General features: G+C 32.2%; 16 protein-coding genes and 1 tRNA gene. 14 read left to right on the plus strand and 3 right to left on the minus strand.

Features of this window, described 5'->3' with window-relative positions; translation table 11 throughout:
• The first annotated feature begins 9 nt into the window (after positions 1-9).
• The 8 genes from DPIF8902391_RS09845 to DPIF8902391_RS09880 all read left to right on the plus strand — a co-directional run bounded on the left by DPIF8902391_RS09845 (position 10) and on the right by DPIF8902391_RS09880 (position 4727).
• Positions 10-774 carry a hypothetical protein gene (locus DPIF8902391_RS09845; protein ID WP_172505721.1) on the plus strand — a complete coding sequence of 255 codons (765 nt, stop codon included), beginning with the start codon at positions 10-12 and terminating at the stop codon, positions 772-774.
• Between the two features lie 2 nt (positions 775-776).
• On the plus strand, positions 777-1409 hold the full coding sequence (locus DPIF8902391_RS09850; protein ID WP_193706203.1) for a leucine-rich repeat domain-containing protein: 633 nt from the start codon (positions 777-779) through the stop codon (positions 1407-1409).
• Positions 1410-1441: 32 nt separating this feature from the next.
• Positions 1442-1753: a hypothetical protein gene (locus tag DPIF8902391_RS09855; RefSeq protein WP_172505723.1), complete on the plus strand. Its 312-nt coding sequence runs from the start codon at positions 1442-1444 to the stop codon at positions 1751-1753.
• 1 nt (position 1754) lies between these two features.
• A complete protein-coding gene (locus tag DPIF8902391_RS09860) occupies positions 1755-2198 on the plus strand; it encodes a M23 family metallopeptidase (protein WP_172505724.1) in 444 nt (147 codons plus the stop codon).
• Positions 2195-2812, plus strand: coding sequence for a hypothetical protein (locus tag DPIF8902391_RS09865; protein WP_172505725.1), 618 nt, complete (start codon positions 2195-2197; stop codon positions 2810-2812). The genes DPIF8902391_RS09860 and DPIF8902391_RS09865 overlap by 4 nt, the downstream gene beginning before the upstream one ends.
• Positions 2813-2887: 75 nt before the next feature.
• Positions 2888-3631 (plus strand): hypothetical protein, encoded by a 744-nt coding sequence (locus DPIF8902391_RS09870; RefSeq protein WP_172505726.1) that lies wholly within the window; start codon positions 2888-2890, stop codon positions 3629-3631.
• Positions 3624-4145, plus strand: a complete 522-nt coding sequence (locus DPIF8902391_RS09875; RefSeq protein ID WP_172505727.1) for a hypothetical protein — start codon at positions 3624-3626, stop codon at positions 4143-4145. Before DPIF8902391_RS09870 ends, DPIF8902391_RS09875 begins: the two co-directional genes overlap by 8 nt.
• A gap of 27 nt (positions 4146-4172) precedes the next feature.
• Positions 4173-4727, plus strand: a complete 555-nt coding sequence (locus tag DPIF8902391_RS09880) for a hypothetical protein (protein WP_172505728.1) — start codon at positions 4173-4175, stop codon at positions 4725-4727.
• Between the two features lie 67 nt (positions 4728-4794).
• Here DPIF8902391_RS09880 and DPIF8902391_RS09885 read toward each other — a convergent pair whose 3' ends face one another.
• Positions 4795-5061 (minus strand): helix-turn-helix domain-containing protein, encoded by a 267-nt coding sequence (locus DPIF8902391_RS09885; RefSeq protein WP_172505729.1) that lies wholly within the window; start codon positions 5059-5061, stop codon positions 4795-4797.
• A gap of 127 nt (positions 5062-5188) precedes the next feature.
• Here DPIF8902391_RS09885 and DPIF8902391_RS09890 point away from each other — a divergent pair, with 127 nt between their 5' ends.
• From DPIF8902391_RS09890 to DPIF8902391_RS09915, 6 genes are all read left to right on the plus strand, one after another.
• A complete protein-coding gene (locus tag DPIF8902391_RS09890; protein ID WP_172505730.1) occupies positions 5189-5722 on the plus strand; it encodes a phage antirepressor N-terminal domain-containing protein in 534 nt (177 codons plus the stop codon).
• A 167-nt stretch (positions 5723-5889) separates the two neighbouring features.
• Positions 5890-6141, plus strand: coding sequence for a hypothetical protein (locus DPIF8902391_RS09895; protein WP_172505731.1), 252 nt, complete (start codon positions 5890-5892; stop codon positions 6139-6141).
• 103 nt (positions 6142-6244) lie between these two features.
• The gene (locus tag DPIF8902391_RS09900; RefSeq protein ID WP_172505732.1) at positions 6245-6688 is read left to right on the plus strand and encodes a hypothetical protein; all 444 of its coding nucleotides are present in this window, start codon (positions 6245-6247) and stop codon (positions 6686-6688) included.
• The gene (locus DPIF8902391_RS09905) at positions 6688-10263 is read left to right on the plus strand and encodes a phage tail tape measure protein (RefSeq protein WP_172505733.1); all 3576 of its coding nucleotides are present in this window, start codon (positions 6688-6690) and stop codon (positions 10261-10263) included. Before DPIF8902391_RS09900 ends, DPIF8902391_RS09905 begins: the two co-directional genes overlap by 1 nt.
• 1 nt (position 10264) lies before the next feature.
• Positions 10265-12343 (plus strand): hypothetical protein, encoded by a 2079-nt coding sequence (locus DPIF8902391_RS09910; RefSeq protein WP_172505734.1) that lies wholly within the window; start codon positions 10265-10267, stop codon positions 12341-12343.
• Positions 12340-14118 carry a hypothetical protein gene (locus DPIF8902391_RS09915; RefSeq protein WP_172505735.1) on the plus strand — a complete coding sequence of 593 codons (1779 nt, stop codon included), beginning with the start codon at positions 12340-12342 and terminating at the stop codon, positions 14116-14118. Before DPIF8902391_RS09910 ends, DPIF8902391_RS09915 begins: the two co-directional genes overlap by 4 nt.
• Here DPIF8902391_RS09915 and DPIF8902391_RS09920 read toward each other — a convergent pair.
• Together DPIF8902391_RS09920 and DPIF8902391_RS09925 are read right to left on the minus strand one after the other, a co-directional pair.
• Positions 14115-15293, minus strand: coding sequence for a tyrosine-type recombinase/integrase (locus DPIF8902391_RS09920; RefSeq protein ID WP_172505736.1), 1179 nt, complete (start codon positions 15291-15293; stop codon positions 14115-14117). The genes DPIF8902391_RS09915 and DPIF8902391_RS09920 overlap by 4 nt on opposite strands.
• A gap of 128 nt (positions 15294-15421) precedes the next feature.
• Positions 15422-15495 (minus strand) — tRNA-Met (locus DPIF8902391_RS09925).
• Positions 15496-15569 lie beyond the last annotated feature (74 nt).

The following is a 15569-nucleotide window of genomic DNA, read 5'->3' on the forward strand; positions in this document are numbered from 1 at the left end:
CTAACATCAATGAATGAGGTTGTTCAAATGCTGCTTAATAATCCTGACGTTGAAATTAATTCAATACAGGAGTTATTAGCGGAAATGACCACGGCAGATAATGCTTTAATTTCATCAATCGCTAATAAAGTTAGCTACGTCATTTCTCAAAATTTAACGCCAAACCAAAAAAAAATGGCCCAGGCGAATATTGGTATTTTTAATACCTTCTTAAAACTGTCAGGTGGAAGAGTTAAAGGAGATGTCACACTTGAAAATTCAAGACTTTTTATTGAGAAAACAGGATCTAGTAAGTTTGGCTTTACCGCGGACAATCTAGGTATGTTTATTTATGATTATATCAGAGGTGGTTTAGCTGTTCGAATCAAAAACGATAAAGATGTTGATTTTTATGGCGTAACGTCAAGTTTAGGTGGCTTTAAAGTAGGCGATAAAGACGTTTATCACGAAGGAAACTTACCAAAACAAACCGTTGCACCAATATCAACAATAACAAGCTACACGGCAAAAGCTTCTGATGTTGGTAGTGTCGTACCACTATCAAACGCAAATGCACAAATAATCCTAAACACCGCATCATTCCCACGAATTGGCGACACAGCTAAATATTTATATAAAGGAACAGGAACGTGTAAAGTAGCTACGTCAGGAACGGCAACTGAATTGTGCAATATAAACGATACGCTCGAATTTGATGGGCAAAATTCAATGATTGAAATAACCAAAACAGGAGCAAATGAGTATTTCGTTTGCGGTCAATTAATTAGAGCGTAATTATGGGAATGGCAAGTTCAAGAAGATATGGGGGGCAAGAAATTACGATGGTTACTACGAGTAATGCGAGTGATTGGAAGGTTTCTAAAGATAAAAGTCAAAGACTTGTTAAGTGGAGTGTTTTGGGTAAGCTTCATACTCAGGAGGTTACTCAAAACGGAGTAGGGATACTAATAATTGATTTTAGCGGAAATACAGGAAGTGAAACTGTTGTTGTTACCTCTAGTCGGGGTTTGACTAAATTCTATTGCAACAGAATCCAATTAACGGCATTAGATGTTAGTAGAAGTATTAGTCTGGAGAATTTATATTGCTTCAACAATAGACTAACAGAATTAGATGTAAGTAAAAATGATGAGTTGATTTATATACATTGCGCAAATAACCAATTAAAGGTGTTGGATGTAAGTAAAAATGTTAAACTGCGTCAGTTGATTTGCTTCAACAATAGACTAACAACATTAGATGTAAGTAAAAATGTTAAGTTGACTCATCTCAGTTGCACCAATAACCCAACCCTAACAACAATCTACGTAAACCAAAATCAATTAAATATTTTAAACGGCGTAGCGCCACAGCTTATCGCCTGGGATTGGTTAAAACCCGCACATACAAAATACATACTAAAACAGTAATAAAATCATCAAAAGAAATAAATAAAATAAAAATGAAGGAAGAATTAATAAATATGGTTAATAAATATAGCGGATATGTTATTGGCGGATTAATTGGTGCAATTGTTCATCGGATAAGAAACACGATGAGTTTCGTTACGTTCTTAGGAGTATTATTCATATCAGCATTTATAGGATTTTGCGTCGGAGTAATCATGCGAAACTACCTGAACGCTACAGATGAAGTAATATTCGTTGCTTGCTCTATATCTGGAGTATTTGCAAAGGATATATTGACGGAAATACAACAGGTAATTGCATTTATCTCTATTTATATAAAAACCAAATTGAAAATTGAAGAATAAAATGCACGCACCACTAAAAAAAATAATAGACAGAGGAAACGACCCAACAGGATTTGGGCATTTTGGCGCCAAAAGAGGCTGGCGAAATGGAAAAAGACGATACCATCGAGGACACGATATTCTTTCCGTTCCTGGCGAAAGTATTACTTCCATGATTTACGGAACAGTTACAAAAGTTGGCTATATGTACAGCTCGCCGAAATCATCACATTTGCGATATGTAGAAGTTACCAACGATTTATTCAGAATAAGACTTTGTTACTTGGAATCTTGTGTAAAAGTAGGGGATGTAGTTTGTGCAGGGCAACGTGTTGGATATGCCGAAAATGTGGCTAAATATCACAATAGAAACAAGAAAAAAGGGCAATCTTTAATGCTTAATCACTTGCACGTAGAAATGTATAAAGATGGTGTTTTAATTAATCCTAAAGAATATTTGATATGATGCAGATACTCAGTTTACTTAATTCTAATTTCATTAAATATGCGTCAGTAGCAGTTGTTATTGGTTATGTTATTTTACTGCAAAAGCAAAACATCGAGCTTTTAAAAGATAATGAAAGAATTGCAGATAATTATACGAGTGCTTTAAAAATAGACTCCTTAAAAGTTGCTGTTTTTAAAGTTAAAAATCAAAATGAATTAGAAGAATTAATTAATCAAAATAAAGAACTATCCGAATTATTAAGCAAGACGAACATCCGCAAAAAACGCATTCAGAATTTATATTATCAACAACAAAAATATGTAGATTCAGTAAAAAAGAAAATGGATGTTAGCGGTTTAGTTTCATCAATTAGAAAAGATATTCCTGCAACGCTAAAATGGAAAGACAGTTCTGAATGTTTGTCGATAAAAGGCACCGTAAATTATAATAACGATAGCCTGAATGTTACTGTAAACGATAAGAAATATCAAAATAATATTATTCTACTGAAGCATAAAACCAAGCGAAAAAGGATAAAATGGCTATTAAATTTACGACTTGGCGAACGGCGGTTTAATTTTACACAAAAATCTAAATGCGGCACGGGGAAAGTTACTGTGATTGAAAAATAAAACAAGCATGAAGCAATATTTAATAAAGCTGGGGGGCGGTGTAATATTGTGGAGTGCTTGTTTAATGTGTTAAATATGAAAAAAACTATAAATATTCCAACATCTTGGAATGAATTATCGGATTATCAATTAAAGAAAATAGCAGGTATTATGTATGGAAATCAAGGTGAATTAACTGATGTTAGGATATTTTTTACACTTTTAAATATCCGATGGTGGAATTTCCTAAAAAAGAAAACAGCACGTCTTATTTTAAGAAATGTTAGTTTATCAGAATTGAAGAAGCATTATTCTTTTATTTATGAAAATCAAAAACGAGCCAATTTTATAAAATCATTTAAGGTGAAAGGTAAAACTCTCTACGCTCCTGGTGATCGCATTAACAATTTAACGGTTGATGAATTTTCGCATACTGAAGATTTATATTTAGGATGGATGCGAACGCAAAATATAGAATTCCTTCATTATTTAACGGCTGTTTTGTATCGTATTAAAGGTAAGGACGGCAAGCGTGTTTTATTTGATAAAACCACTTTAGAAAGTGATGCAAAAGCACTATCTAAAATTGATAAAAATAGATTTTATGCAACATTAGTAACTTATCAAGGTTGCCGTGAACATTTATATGCGCAATTTCCAATTGTATTTCCGAAATCAACATCAAAAAACCCTAAAGTGCCAAATTCTAGTGGTTTTGGAAAATTAGCATTGCATCTGTCTGGCAAGAAATTCGGAACGCATCAAGAAACCATCAGTACGAATATTTATGTTTTTTTAAGTGAATTTGAAGAACAATTAAAAGCCCAACCAAATGCCTAGAATAGATTTTAAAACAATCACAAATTACTTAGAGAATTTAGCAGATGCAAATATTGATATTGCATCCAAATACCGATGGAATGTTACGGAGTTTACAGGGAATCTAAGAAGCGGCATTGATTTGCCTGTTAAATTAATTGACGCCGTAGAAGTGCAAACTTCAGGAAATAACACGCAACGTTCGCATAATAATATTGTAGCGTTTACTGTTTTAGACAAGCCAAACACAAGAACAGGAAATGCCAACGAATACGATGCTCAAAACGAGGTTTTAAACCGTTGCCAAAATATTTGTTTTGATATTGAAACAAGAATTTTACACGATGCCACCAATATTAAAGATGCTGATGGAAATAAAAACTGGCTTTACGGACGTGTTGAAGAAGGTTCTTTTCGCTTTTACAAGATAGGACCCATTTTTACAGATACTTTATATGGTTATCGTTGTGAATTTGCCTTGAAAAATCAAGTTTGTAAAATTCCTGATGCGTCGAAATGGAATGATATGGAATAAATGTACATTTGTTGTAAAAATTAAATTATGAGAATATTATTATTACTTATCGTTGTTTTATTTACTGGATGTAAAAAACAAGTTCACTATATAAGAGGGTCTGAAATACAAGAAAACTTCATCTCTTTTGTATATCAAAAATACCCTCTTTTTTCAAAAAATGAAATTCAAAAAAATGAAATGGAAAAAGTGTTTACAGAGGACATGAAAAAATACATTTCTGATAGCTTAACTAATATTGATGGTTTTTTAATGAAAATTAAAAGGATTGATTTCCATCAACTCAAGCATGAAAAACAGATTAAAGTTGTTTTAACTGATTACAGAAAGCACTTACTAGATATTGATTACCATGATTTCAATCGTATAGATGAAACTGAGAAAGATGAAACAAGTGCGTTATATAAATCTTTTATTGATAAAAAAGTAAATGATTATGTTTTCGTCTATGGAAAACTAGATAAGGTTCTAACCTTAAAGAAGCCTTTTCAGAAAGAAGATTACAAGATAAATATAGATTCTGTTCGGTTAGTTAAAAATATAAAGCTAATTTATGAAAGAAGAAAAAAATTATACTATTAATATAAAAAATCATCTAAATAAAAAAACCACTCGTAATTGAGTGGTTTTTTTATGATTTTTAATTGCTCTATATTTCTTTTGCAAAGTTTTTAAAATCTTCCTTTGAATGAAACGTAAATAGTTTTTCTTCGATTACGACAGTTATTGTTGCATCTCCTTTAAATAATTCTTTGATATTTACATCTAATATTTTTGCTATTGCCTGAAGAGTTGCTACGTTAGTACTATCTCCAGAGTTTATTCTACTTAAAGTATTAGCTTCAACACCTATTTGTTTAGCTATTTCTTTCATTTGAATTCCTTTACTCTTTGCTATTTCTTTGATTCTATACATGTGGTAAATATACGTTAAATGGTTATTTATAATAAAAAATATACATTTAATTAGTATAGATGTAAATTAAATGTATATTTGCGATAGGTAATCATCATTAAATGATTATTTATAAAAACATAAAGCAATGAGTACTCAATTAATTACAGTAAATGAAAAACAAATTCCGATTGTAACTTTATCAAATGAAAAGTATGTGGCAATTAAACCAATTTGTGAAGCGATTGGTGTGGATTATGATAATCAAATCGATAAAATAAATAATGATGAAATCTTAAAGCAACTAACCCCCTTAAAGGGGGTAGTTGCAGCTGATGGTAAAACTAGAAAAATGCGTGTAATTTCTTTAAGATATGTTTTCGGGTGGTTATTCACTATCAACCCAAACAAGGTTAAGCCAGAAATTAAACAAGATGTTATAAACTTCAAAAAAGAATGTTACGATGCTCTTTTTGACACTTTCACAAAACGTACATCTATTTTAAAAGAGAAAACTAATTATCAAATAGAAATTGAGAGATTAGAAGCTAATTGGAAACAAACAGATGATTATAAAGAAATAGAGAAATTAAAGAAACAGCAAAAAAATGCAACACAAAGATTAAATAGTTTAGATAAAAAAATTGTTACCGAACAATTTGATTTGTTCAAAAAAGAATAACAATTAATTCATATATTTGCAACGCCAGATAAAACAAATATTTAAAATGTATCCACAAAATAAAAATCAAATCCCGTTCATGACAGATGTAAAAATCTGTAATCATCAATTCATTTTGAATGTTTTTTCTGGCGAACATGTTCGGGTATTTATAAAAACAAATAATCATGCCAGAAAAAACATTCAAAAACACTCCAAACGACCAAGCATTACATTTATTAGAGGATTTACTTTCTAAAACTGATGCTAAAAATTTACGAGAAGATTTAAATAGAATTTTTTACGGTTATATTTCTTCTGATGAAGCAGATGACCAACGAGAACGAAACATGAAAGGTAGTACTTATATGGCTCTTGTTAATTTTTTAACTAAAATTTCAAACATACCAGAAATTGACCGCTGGTCAAAAAAAGCATAATATATTTTATTTCACCCCAAAAAAACACTCCTAGCTGAGTGTTTTTTTTGTGTCCTATTTTAAAAAGTTGCCCGCACTTAAATTGCAATAAATTAAGTGCAATATGAGTAACAATATTGATTATAAAGCTATAAAAAAAGCAGAACGTAAAATAGGGCGTACAGCTTCTAAAATGATAGAAAGCCGTATAACCCAACAGCTACGCTCCTACGGGTTAATTGATACACATGAGTTAGAAGAAAGTGTGAAAACAAGACCTGTAATGGGGGAATTGCGTTTGTTTAGAATTAGCACCAAGATGGAACGCCACGGTTACATTTTGCAACAGGGTATAAGTAGTAAAAGAACAGGGCATACACGTCATAACGAAAAATCAAAACTATTCTACACTGTAAAAGAGCATCGAATGATGATGCAAGGAAAATCATTTATCACGGAAGGAATAGAAGATTCTGGAGCTTTTCAATATTTATTTGATGAAATAGGAAAACTTCGGATGAAAGAAATTCCTGTAATTTTTAACGGTGCTAATATCGACTTGAACTAATGGCGTACAAGAAAAAAGGAGTTTGGGATATTGATATTGTTATCAATGGAAAAAAAGTGAAAAACACGTTAAGTGGTGTTGGGGCTGAAGTTGCAAAGCTTAATAGAGATTTAAAGAAATTAACACCAGGGACTGAAGAGTTTATTAAGAAATCAGAAGAACTTAAAAAAGCAAGGGAGCATTTTCAAGCGATAAAAACAGAAATTAACGGAACAGTTTCCGCTATGGATAAAATGAAAACTAAAATCAAAGGTATTGGTCCTATGATTTTAGCCGCTTTTTCTGTGGGAGCTGTTTTAGAATTTTTCAAAACAATTGCGGATAAAGTAAATGTTTTGATGAAGTTAAAAGGTGTTATTTCACAGGTAACTAATTTACAAGGAAATGCTTTAGATAAAGCAACATCAAAAGTAAAAGCAATGTCTGAAACTTTTGAAGCTGATACTCAAAAAATGACTGAAGCAGCGCATAATTTCGCTGAAGGAATGGAAATTGATTTTGTAGATGCCTTGGAAAAAATAGAAGATGGTTTTTTAGCTGGTGCTGATGCTAATGGCGAGTTTTTAGATAAATTAAAAGAATACCCTGTTTTATTAAAAGAAGCAGGTTTTTCAGCAGATGAAGCAATTGCTTTAATGTCGCAAGAAGTAAAACTAGGTATTTACAGCGATAAAGGAGTTGACGCGATAAAAGAAGCAACACTACGATTGCGAGAGATGCCGAAAGCAACAATTGGAGCTTTAAACGCAATTGGTTTGAGTTCGAAAACTATTCAGAAAGAATTGAAAAGTGGCTCGAAAACAACTTTTGAGATTATGCAGAAGGTTTCTAAAAAGATGTCAAAGTTACCGAAGCAAAGTCAGGTAGTAGGGCAGGCAATTGCAGATATTTTCGGTGGTCCTGGGGAAGACGCTGGTTACAAGTATTTATCAAATTTACACGCAATAGATCTAACAACTAATTCCTTAATTGACACTACTAATAATCATGTAAAAGCTAAGAAACTAGAGCTTAAAGCAAATGAGGCTTTGAATAATGTTTGGGTGAAATTAACAGGCGTAGGTAGTGCTATGAATGTAATGTATAGCTCAATGAAGATGAGTTTAGCAAGTTTATTAGGGACATTAACAGGTGTAAAAGATGAAGCCGACGAAGCAAAAGATTCTTTTGATGAGCAAGCAAAAAAAGTAGTAAATCTAAATAAATCATTAACTCCTTTAATTACTGAATATGATAATTTAAGTAGTAAAACCAATTTAAGCAAACAGGAACAAAACCGTTTAAAAACAGTTATTCAGCAAATAGGTGGGATAGTACCAACAGCAATTACAGCATTTGATAAATATGGTAAAGCAATTGGTGTTTCTTCAGACACAGCAAAGGAGTTTATGAAAAACCATAAAGCGATGCTGAAATATAGAAACGTTGACGTTATAGACGAAGAAACTAAAAAATTAGCGAAATTAAATTCAGAATTAACGAATATTAATAAATCCTTAGCTCAAAGAGATAAAGATGGCGACATTATAAAGCTATCACATGATATTCGACCTAATAATGTAATTACAACAGAAATTAAACTTGACGGAAATGAAATAGCAAAGCTACAAGCGAGAGCTACCGAAATAGAAGGAATACAAATTGGTGTTCAAGCTAGTTTAGATGAACATACTGGAGACTACTTGACAAAGTTTGTTGCTACGGAAGTTAAAAAAACTAAAAAAACAGAAGAACAGGTTATTGCTAGGGATGCGCTCGAAAAAACAGCACATAAATTCAAAATCAAAAACATTGAAGCATCTACAGATGAACAACTTCAATTAGAAATCAATAAAATAAGAGCTTCAAATAAAGAAAAGGCAATTCTAAATGCTAAAGTAGCGGAAGCGAAAACTAAAGCAGAAGAAAAAGCAGCAGAAAAAAAAGCTACTTTATTAGAGAAGCAAAAAGAAGATGAGCTAGCTTTTAGGGATAGCGTTTTGTTAAGTTCAAAAACAGTTATAGAAAAAGAGGTTGCCGCTTATGAAGATAGATTAAAAAAAGCTGGTTTGTTTGGTAAGGATAAAAACAAACTAACTGAGTTGGATTTATTAATCAAAGAAAAACTAGAAGCCCAGCATCAAGTTAAAGTTGCTAAAATTGAAACGGAGGCTATTAATGATTTTTTAGCGAAAAAAGCGAAAAGTTATGAATCTGAAAAAATCAAAAGGCAAACATCATTTAATAATGAAATAGCAAGTGTAACAGATTTAGCGAAAGCGAAATCTCTTTTAAGTGAAACATTTAGTAATGAAGAACTTGATAAAATAGATTCTATTGAAACTGCTAAAAATGGATTAAAAAGACAACACGAATCTTTAGAGCTTCAAAAACAAGCAGCATATTTTCAAGACTTAATAAATTTATACACTACCGCTTTAAATACAGGGGAAGTAGAAGGTGTAAATTTTGCGGATAATATTCTTACAGAAGAACAAAAAGAAGCTTTAAACGAAAAGCTGGAGGAAGTTCGTTTAAAATTATCAGACGTAAATGTAGCTAAGAGTGGTTTAAAAGGAGGTGGTAATGAAGATGCTGAAGATGATTCCGCCAATTCAAATGATTTTGATTTTTTTGGAATGACACCAGATCAATGGGATAAATCTTTTGAGAATTTAGACACAGCAAAGGGGCAAATAGAAGCTGTTGGAGCAGTTCTTAATGGTTTGCAGGATGCTTGGGGAATGTATAATCAATCTTTGGAAGCAAACGAAAAAAAACAATTACAAACCTTAGAGAAATCCACTAACGAAAAGAAAAAAGCTTTAAAAAAATCTGAAGAAGAAAAGAAGAAAGCTTTAAAAAAACAACTAGATGATGGTCTTATTGATAAAGAAAAGTACAATAAGCAAATACAATCTTTAAAAGAGAAATCTAATAAAGAAATAGAATCTTTAGATGCTGAATTAGAAAAAAAACAGGCAGAAATAGAGTATAAAAAGGCTAAAAGAGAAAGAACGTCTGCTTTATTTTCAATTGCAGTAAGTACAGGAATAGGTATCGCTAAAGCTGCTGCCGCTAGTCCTTTAACTGGTGGTTTGCCGTGGACTGCATTAATTGGGGCTATGGGAGTTGCACAAGCTGCATTCGTTATGTCAAAACCTTTACCAAATAAAGGGCATTTTGTTGGAGGGCACACTGGCGATAAAGCATTATACCACGATGGGCAAGATGGCGTAACAGGACCAGTTCACGTTGGTGAATGGGTTGCGCCAAAATGGATGAACGATAACCCACGATACGCACCAACTATTCAGTATTTAGAAAACGAACGAATAAAAGGCCCAGGGTATTTTGATGGCGGTCATGTGGCACCACCAACATCATCAGGAGTTAGTGATTATGACGAAACTGACGAAACCGAAACATTTGAAGATAATAATTCACCAATGTTACTAGAGCAATTAACACGCTTAAATAATCATTTAGATAACGGTATAATTTCCTACGCTCTAATTGGTGATGAAGAAATTCAAGAATTGAAAATCCGTACTAAAAAAATTAATAATTCACGCGAAAACGCAAAAATTCAATAAAATGGCAGTTACACCAGATAAATTAGTATTTAATTACAAAAAAGGTAACGCATTTCCTCCTGGGCAACCGGTACGCCTGCAATTTGATTACGCTCACCAACATACAGGGAATATAACGTACAGTTACACAGGAGCTGACTGGTTAAATATGCTTCCAGCCTACTTAATGCCAACAGTAAATTACGATGAGTCATCAGGTTCATCAAAGCATTCGAAAACGGTTTATTTATCATTAAAAGACGTAGAGGATTTAGATGTAGGTGAGTATTCTGTAACTATTAAATTTTACAATAGTTACCCTGATTATCATTTTTCGAAAAACGATGACCGTTCAACAATTATAGACGATTTTATTGGTGAATTAACCGTAGTATTGAATGTAGGGGAAGCGTTTTTAACTATTTCTCCAGGGAATTTAACTTATAATCATGTTGTAGGTCGCGCTTCGGTTGCGTCGCAAAAGATAAAAATCACGTCTGATAGTGATTGGACTGCGGATTTTACTAAGTGCGAATGGATACCTTTAGGAATGGTCAACGGAAAGGCTGGAGCGAATAAGGAATTGATTATTGAAGTAGTACCGAATGATTTAACTCAAGGTGATTATACGGAAAACATTACCTTTACGAATACAGGTGGTTTATTGAATGATGATGATGATGATGACAGTGGTGGTACAAATCCCGGTGGTGGTGTGGGTGAAGCTCCTGACCCAGACGGCTACATTCCTCCTGTATCAATATTTGGAATTTCTACCTCTTTAGAAATCAAACTAGAAGTTTCTTTGGGTGATCAAGGAACTGGGTATTGCACACCAACACACTTGCTTTTTAACTATACTGTTTCTGGTAATTTACCCGCGGCAAAAAGAATAGAACTAAACGTGTCAAAAGAATGGGTAGCAACAACTGAAGATGATTGGTTGTTGTTAAGTAATGCTAGTGGTGATGCAGGTGTTGGTTTTTTTGATGTTTCTGTTGAAAAAATCGCAGGATTTGCAGTAGGTAGATACTCAGGAACTGTTAAGTTAACTACTGGTGATATTGAGCAACTAATCAATGTAGTGTTGGTGGTGCATGAGTTTACCAAAGAAACATTGTCAGAAACAACACTCTATTTTTCAGATGACCAAAATAATATTGTTATTTCATCAGAAGGGCTAGCTACATATTTAGCTATTGATGTTGTCACTGAGTACAATAATGAAACGTTTAAATATCCGTCAGCAGTTCCTTTTTTTAATGGAATTGCAAAAAAGAGAATTGGTGCGGTGGTTAATAAAATAATTAATAACGAACCTGATTTAGTTTTAGATACAATCTCTTTAAAAACACCCTACTCACCAGCTTTGCTAACGATTGATGTTCACGAAGCTGAAGTGTATTCAGATAAAGTAATTGAAGGTGTTAAACTAAATAAGATACCATTTGTAAAAGGAGTTACGCCTTTTGATAATTGGCTTAGTGATAATACTAAAGAAATGTATTTAACCAATAAAGGAGTAGTTTCTTTTAATTTTTTCAATCCATTACTAACAGCAGTAACTGAAATAGAAATAACAGGTTCGATAAATAAAACAGTTACATTTCCTGCTGTTTCGAGTTATTTTAATAATGTTAAAATACCTTTAAATTTATTAGATTTAAAAGAAGGTGACGCTATTATCATAACCGCCCACAATACTATTGTAACCGTGTTTATAAAACCAAATACTGCAGACAATGCGCTTGTTTTTTGGGAGAATAAATGGGGAGTTTTTGATTCGTTGGAATTTACAGGTGATTTAGCGGAAAAAGATAATTATAAATCAGAAGATTTCAGTTACCGAAAAGACCATTTAACTACGGAAACAAAAGTGTTATCTGTAGTAAATAAAACCAGTTTTAAATTAAATACTGGGCCGTTATATACGTATGAAAGTATTGAAGTTGTAAGTAAAATGTTAAAATCAAAAAACATAAAATTAATATATCAAAATGAAATAATCGCTGTAAAATCAACAACGAAAACACTTTCACGCCCAAATATTTCAGAAAATAACAAGTCTTTTAATTTAACGTTTGAAAAATTAATAAAATGATAGAGTTTTTAAGTAAGACACCAAAATCATTTCGTTTAGATTTGACCGATGTTAATATTACGTTAGTTGAAGAAAACCCGATGTTTTTTAATTATTTCGTTAAAAGATACACTTGGCCATTCTCAAAGCAGTTAGATGATAAAACTACCGCCTCTTTTGGTTTTTTAGACCTTGACAACGTGATTAAGTACGCCACTAAATTTCACGGAACACTAATAATTGATGATGTGTTTAATGAAGCGTATTTAGTAATATCACAATTGAATAACGGTAAAATGGAAGGTAGTATCTATTACGGAAAAGAAACAAAAGTGTTGTTTTCTAAAAAGCTTTCAAAACTTCCGTTTAAATTAATTTCAGCCGGCAAGTTGTTTGTACACGCAAAAGAAACCATTACGAAAAGCTATCCTGAGGTTGGTTATAATTTTCCGATGATTATCGATGCTGAAAAAAAGGGAAATAGCAATTACGAACAGTTTGAAGGTATTGTAAATAATTTTGAAGAAGGTAGTTTTAAGATAAACGACAGCAGCGTAGTTGATGGTGAGAAAGTAATTAATAATAGAAACTTAATTGTTCCGATGCCTTATTTAATGGAAGTGTTAAAGGTCGGTTTTGCGAGTGAGAACATCATTATGAATGGTAGTTTTGTAAGTGATATTGCAAACAATAAAGTTTTACTCTATACAGATAAAATACTTGAAAAGTTTTATTCAGGGATACCAGATAGCTTTCAGTTTACCACAACAAGTGAGATTATTAGTGGCACCGATGTTGTTGCTGAACATTATCAAACATTTCCTATTACTCAAAAAGCAAACTATGAAATAAATATAAATACTTCTATACCTGTAAATATCGAAGTATTAGAGTTTAAAATCACTTACGGTTCTCTAACAATTTACACATCTAAAAATAATTCAGTAGATGAAAAATTGTTTATTAATTCAGAAGACGTTGACGAATCAAAGTTGCTTCAAATCACGTTAACTTTAAGTAAATTCTACTTCGGTACATCTGTAGGTATCGGTAATATTTCAGCCTATAACAATATTTCTTTTGATTTAACGGATGGTGAGTTAAATGTATTTCCAAACACATTTTCATTAAGTCAGTTAATGCCAGATATTACTTTTGGTGCTTTTTTAAACAAAGTAAAAAACTGGCTAAACCTGGAAATTACTTTTGATAAGAACGTAGTGAATATCAATTATATTGAGCAAAAATTTTTAGAAACTGATTTAAAAGACGAACGTCATTTAGAGCCAATAAATGTGAGTAGGGTATTTAATCAAAATAAATTATATGAATTAAAAGATCACCTGAATGCGTTGTATATTTCGTCAGATGGTTTGCAAGATGATAGTCAAGGTTATAAATTGGAAGATATTACAACTATCGATGTAGGTTTTAAGAAAATGAGACGAACCTCTTTAAACGGTGTTTTTACAGCGACAAAAACAAAAGAAGAAGATGGTTTTTCTTTTGTTTTATTTGACGGCTTGCAAAACGGAATGCCCGTTACTGTAGATGAGATTGATGGGCGTAATTTCTCACTGGAAGAAAACTACGAACGGAATTGGCGTAAATGGTTGCAATTCCGTTTAAATTCAGAAACGTATAAAGACAAATTTCCAGCGCATATTCTAGAAAAGTTCCAAATCGGCGCTGGACGTTTTAAGTATAATAAAAAGCATTTGTACAAATCGATAAAGAAAAAAAGAATATCAAATAATCATTGGCAGTTAGATGTTGAAAGCGAAACAATGCTTTAGAAATTTAATTTTGCACTTTGAATATTGCCAACAGCTTTTAAAATGTGTTTCGGTAAATATTGTTCTGTTTGTGAAATTGAATAGTGTCTGGCTTGATTCTTTACGTCAATTGTAGGTATTCCTAATTGCAAATAGTTTGTAATACCAGTGTCTTTTAAGGAGTACCAATGATATGTATCATTAAATTTCAGATGTTTACGTGTTTTTATCCAAACATCTGAAATTTTCTTTGGGTTTAAAATAGCTATCCCTGGCTTAAAATCATCCGCAGAAAATAAATAATCAGTATTGTTTGCTGTTCTTAAATGAATAGCTAAGTCATTTATTAACTCTAAAGGAATTGTTACGATTTGCGATTTTCTATTCTTACTAGCTTCCGCTGGTACATTAATAATTCCGTTTTTTAGAATAACATCAGCAACTTTTAGTTTAGTAAATTCTGTTCGGCGAATTAAGCAATAAAAAGCTGCTTTGCATAATGTAGCATACGCAGGGTTTGTTTCTGTTAAATAGTTGAAGATTTGCTCACGAGCTTCTTTTGGAATAATTGTTCGTTTTTTATCCCCTTGTTTTATTTTGCTAATTAAAGAAGTGAAATCTACTTTTAAATACCTTCTTTTAACTGCCCATCTTGTAAATACACCGATAAAAGCAAGATAATTATTATGTGTTCTTGCTGAATTATTTCGTTCGTAGAATATCATATCTAAAAATTCACGACACAGTCCTTCTTTAAAGTCAACAATAAAACACTCTTTTCTGTTCGTTTCTATCATAAAGGCCTTCATGTTGCTTATGTAGCTCCTGTATGCCCTTAAAGTATCTGAGCGCAATGAGTCTTTATCAACCTGTTGTTCTATTTGACGAATATAAATATCAAAAACATCAAATAACTTAGTAAATAATTTAGTGTTGTCATCTTGAATAAAAGGAGTCCAGCCAATTTGAAGTTTCTTATTTAAATTAGCTACGATATGTTTAGCGTGTTTACGGCGTTCACGAATATTCGGCATTGGTTTTACGCGATGACGTTTTCTTTTTAGTTGCTTTGTTGGGTTTGTTTCATAGGGGTCTTTTGCGTAAAAGATGATTTCCCAACGGTTATTTTCTCTTAATTCCGCAGGAACATAATCAATAAACGGAATAATATTTTTTGAGGTTTGGCTTTTTTGCATTTTTTTTTTACATCAATCGTTGTTAGATTAATTGTAAAGTGCATGAAATCGGAATGGTGAGTTATTGGTGCGCTTTTTTCTAAAAAAGAACTGCATCCCTTTGTTTGTAAGGGATGCAGAGTTTAGAGTGGCGAGAAGCAGATTTGAACTGCCGACCTCAGGGTTATGAATCCTGCGCTCTAACCAACTGAGCTATCTCGCCATTGCGGGTGCAAATATACAACTTCTTTTTAGATACACAATAAAAAATGTAATAAAAATGAATTTTTTTTTAAA

Origin of the sequence: Tenacibaculum finnmarkense genomovar ulcerans (assembly GCF_900239495.1) — a bacterium.
Taxonomy (GTDB): domain Bacteria; phylum Bacteroidota; class Bacteroidia; order Flavobacteriales; family Flavobacteriaceae; genus Polaribacter; species Polaribacter ulcerans.

What these genes read in the sequence shown, in the direction of transcription:
- DPIF8902391_RS09880 (WP_172505728.1), top strand. Translation starts at nt 4,173, where the DNA reads ATGAGAATATTATTATTACTTATCGTTGTTTTATTTACTGGATGTAAA.
- DPIF8902391_RS09860 (WP_172505724.1), top strand. Translation starts at nt 1,755, where the DNA reads ATGCACGCACCACTAAAAAAAATAATAGACAGAGGAAACGACCCAACA.
- DPIF8902391_RS09900 (WP_172505732.1), top strand. Translation starts at nt 6,245, where the DNA reads ATGAGTAACAATATTGATTATAAAGCTATAAAAAAAGCAGAACGTAAA.
- DPIF8902391_RS09855 (WP_172505723.1), top strand. Translation starts at nt 1,442, where the DNA reads ATGAAGGAAGAATTAATAAATATGGTTAATAAATATAGCGGATATGTT.
- DPIF8902391_RS09910 (WP_172505734.1), top strand. Translation starts at nt 10,265, where the DNA reads ATGGCAGTTACACCAGATAAATTAGTATTTAATTACAAAAAAGGTAAC.
- DPIF8902391_RS09845 (WP_172505721.1), top strand. Translation starts at nt 10, where the DNA reads ATGAATGAGGTTGTTCAAATGCTGCTTAATAATCCTGACGTTGAAATT.
- DPIF8902391_RS09870 (WP_172505726.1), top strand. Translation starts at nt 2,888, where the DNA reads ATGAAAAAAACTATAAATATTCCAACATCTTGGAATGAATTATCGGAT.
- DPIF8902391_RS09920 (WP_172505736.1), bottom strand. Translation starts at nt 15,293, where the DNA reads ATGCAAAAAAGCCAAACCTCAAAAAATATTATTCCGTTTATTGATTAT.
- DPIF8902391_RS09850 (WP_193706203.1), top strand. Translation starts at nt 777, where the DNA reads ATGGGAATGGCAAGTTCAAGAAGATATGGGGGGCAAGAAATTACGATG.
- DPIF8902391_RS09895 (WP_172505731.1), top strand. Translation starts at nt 5,890, where the DNA reads ATGCCAGAAAAAACATTCAAAAACACTCCAAACGACCAAGCATTACAT.
- DPIF8902391_RS09885 (WP_172505729.1), bottom strand. Translation starts at nt 5,061, where the DNA reads ATGTATAGAATCAAAGAAATAGCAAAGAGTAAAGGAATTCAAATGAAA.
- DPIF8902391_RS09865 (WP_172505725.1), top strand. Translation starts at nt 2,195, where the DNA reads ATGATGCAGATACTCAGTTTACTTAATTCTAATTTCATTAAATATGCG.
- DPIF8902391_RS09875 (WP_172505727.1), top strand. Translation starts at nt 3,624, where the DNA reads ATGCCTAGAATAGATTTTAAAACAATCACAAATTACTTAGAGAATTTA.
- DPIF8902391_RS09915 (WP_172505735.1), top strand. Translation starts at nt 12,340, where the DNA reads ATGATAGAGTTTTTAAGTAAGACACCAAAATCATTTCGTTTAGATTTG.
- DPIF8902391_RS09905 (WP_172505733.1), top strand. Translation starts at nt 6,688, where the DNA reads ATGGCGTACAAGAAAAAAGGAGTTTGGGATATTGATATTGTTATCAAT.
- DPIF8902391_RS09890 (WP_172505730.1), top strand. Translation starts at nt 5,189, where the DNA reads ATGAGTACTCAATTAATTACAGTAAATGAAAAACAAATTCCGATTGTA.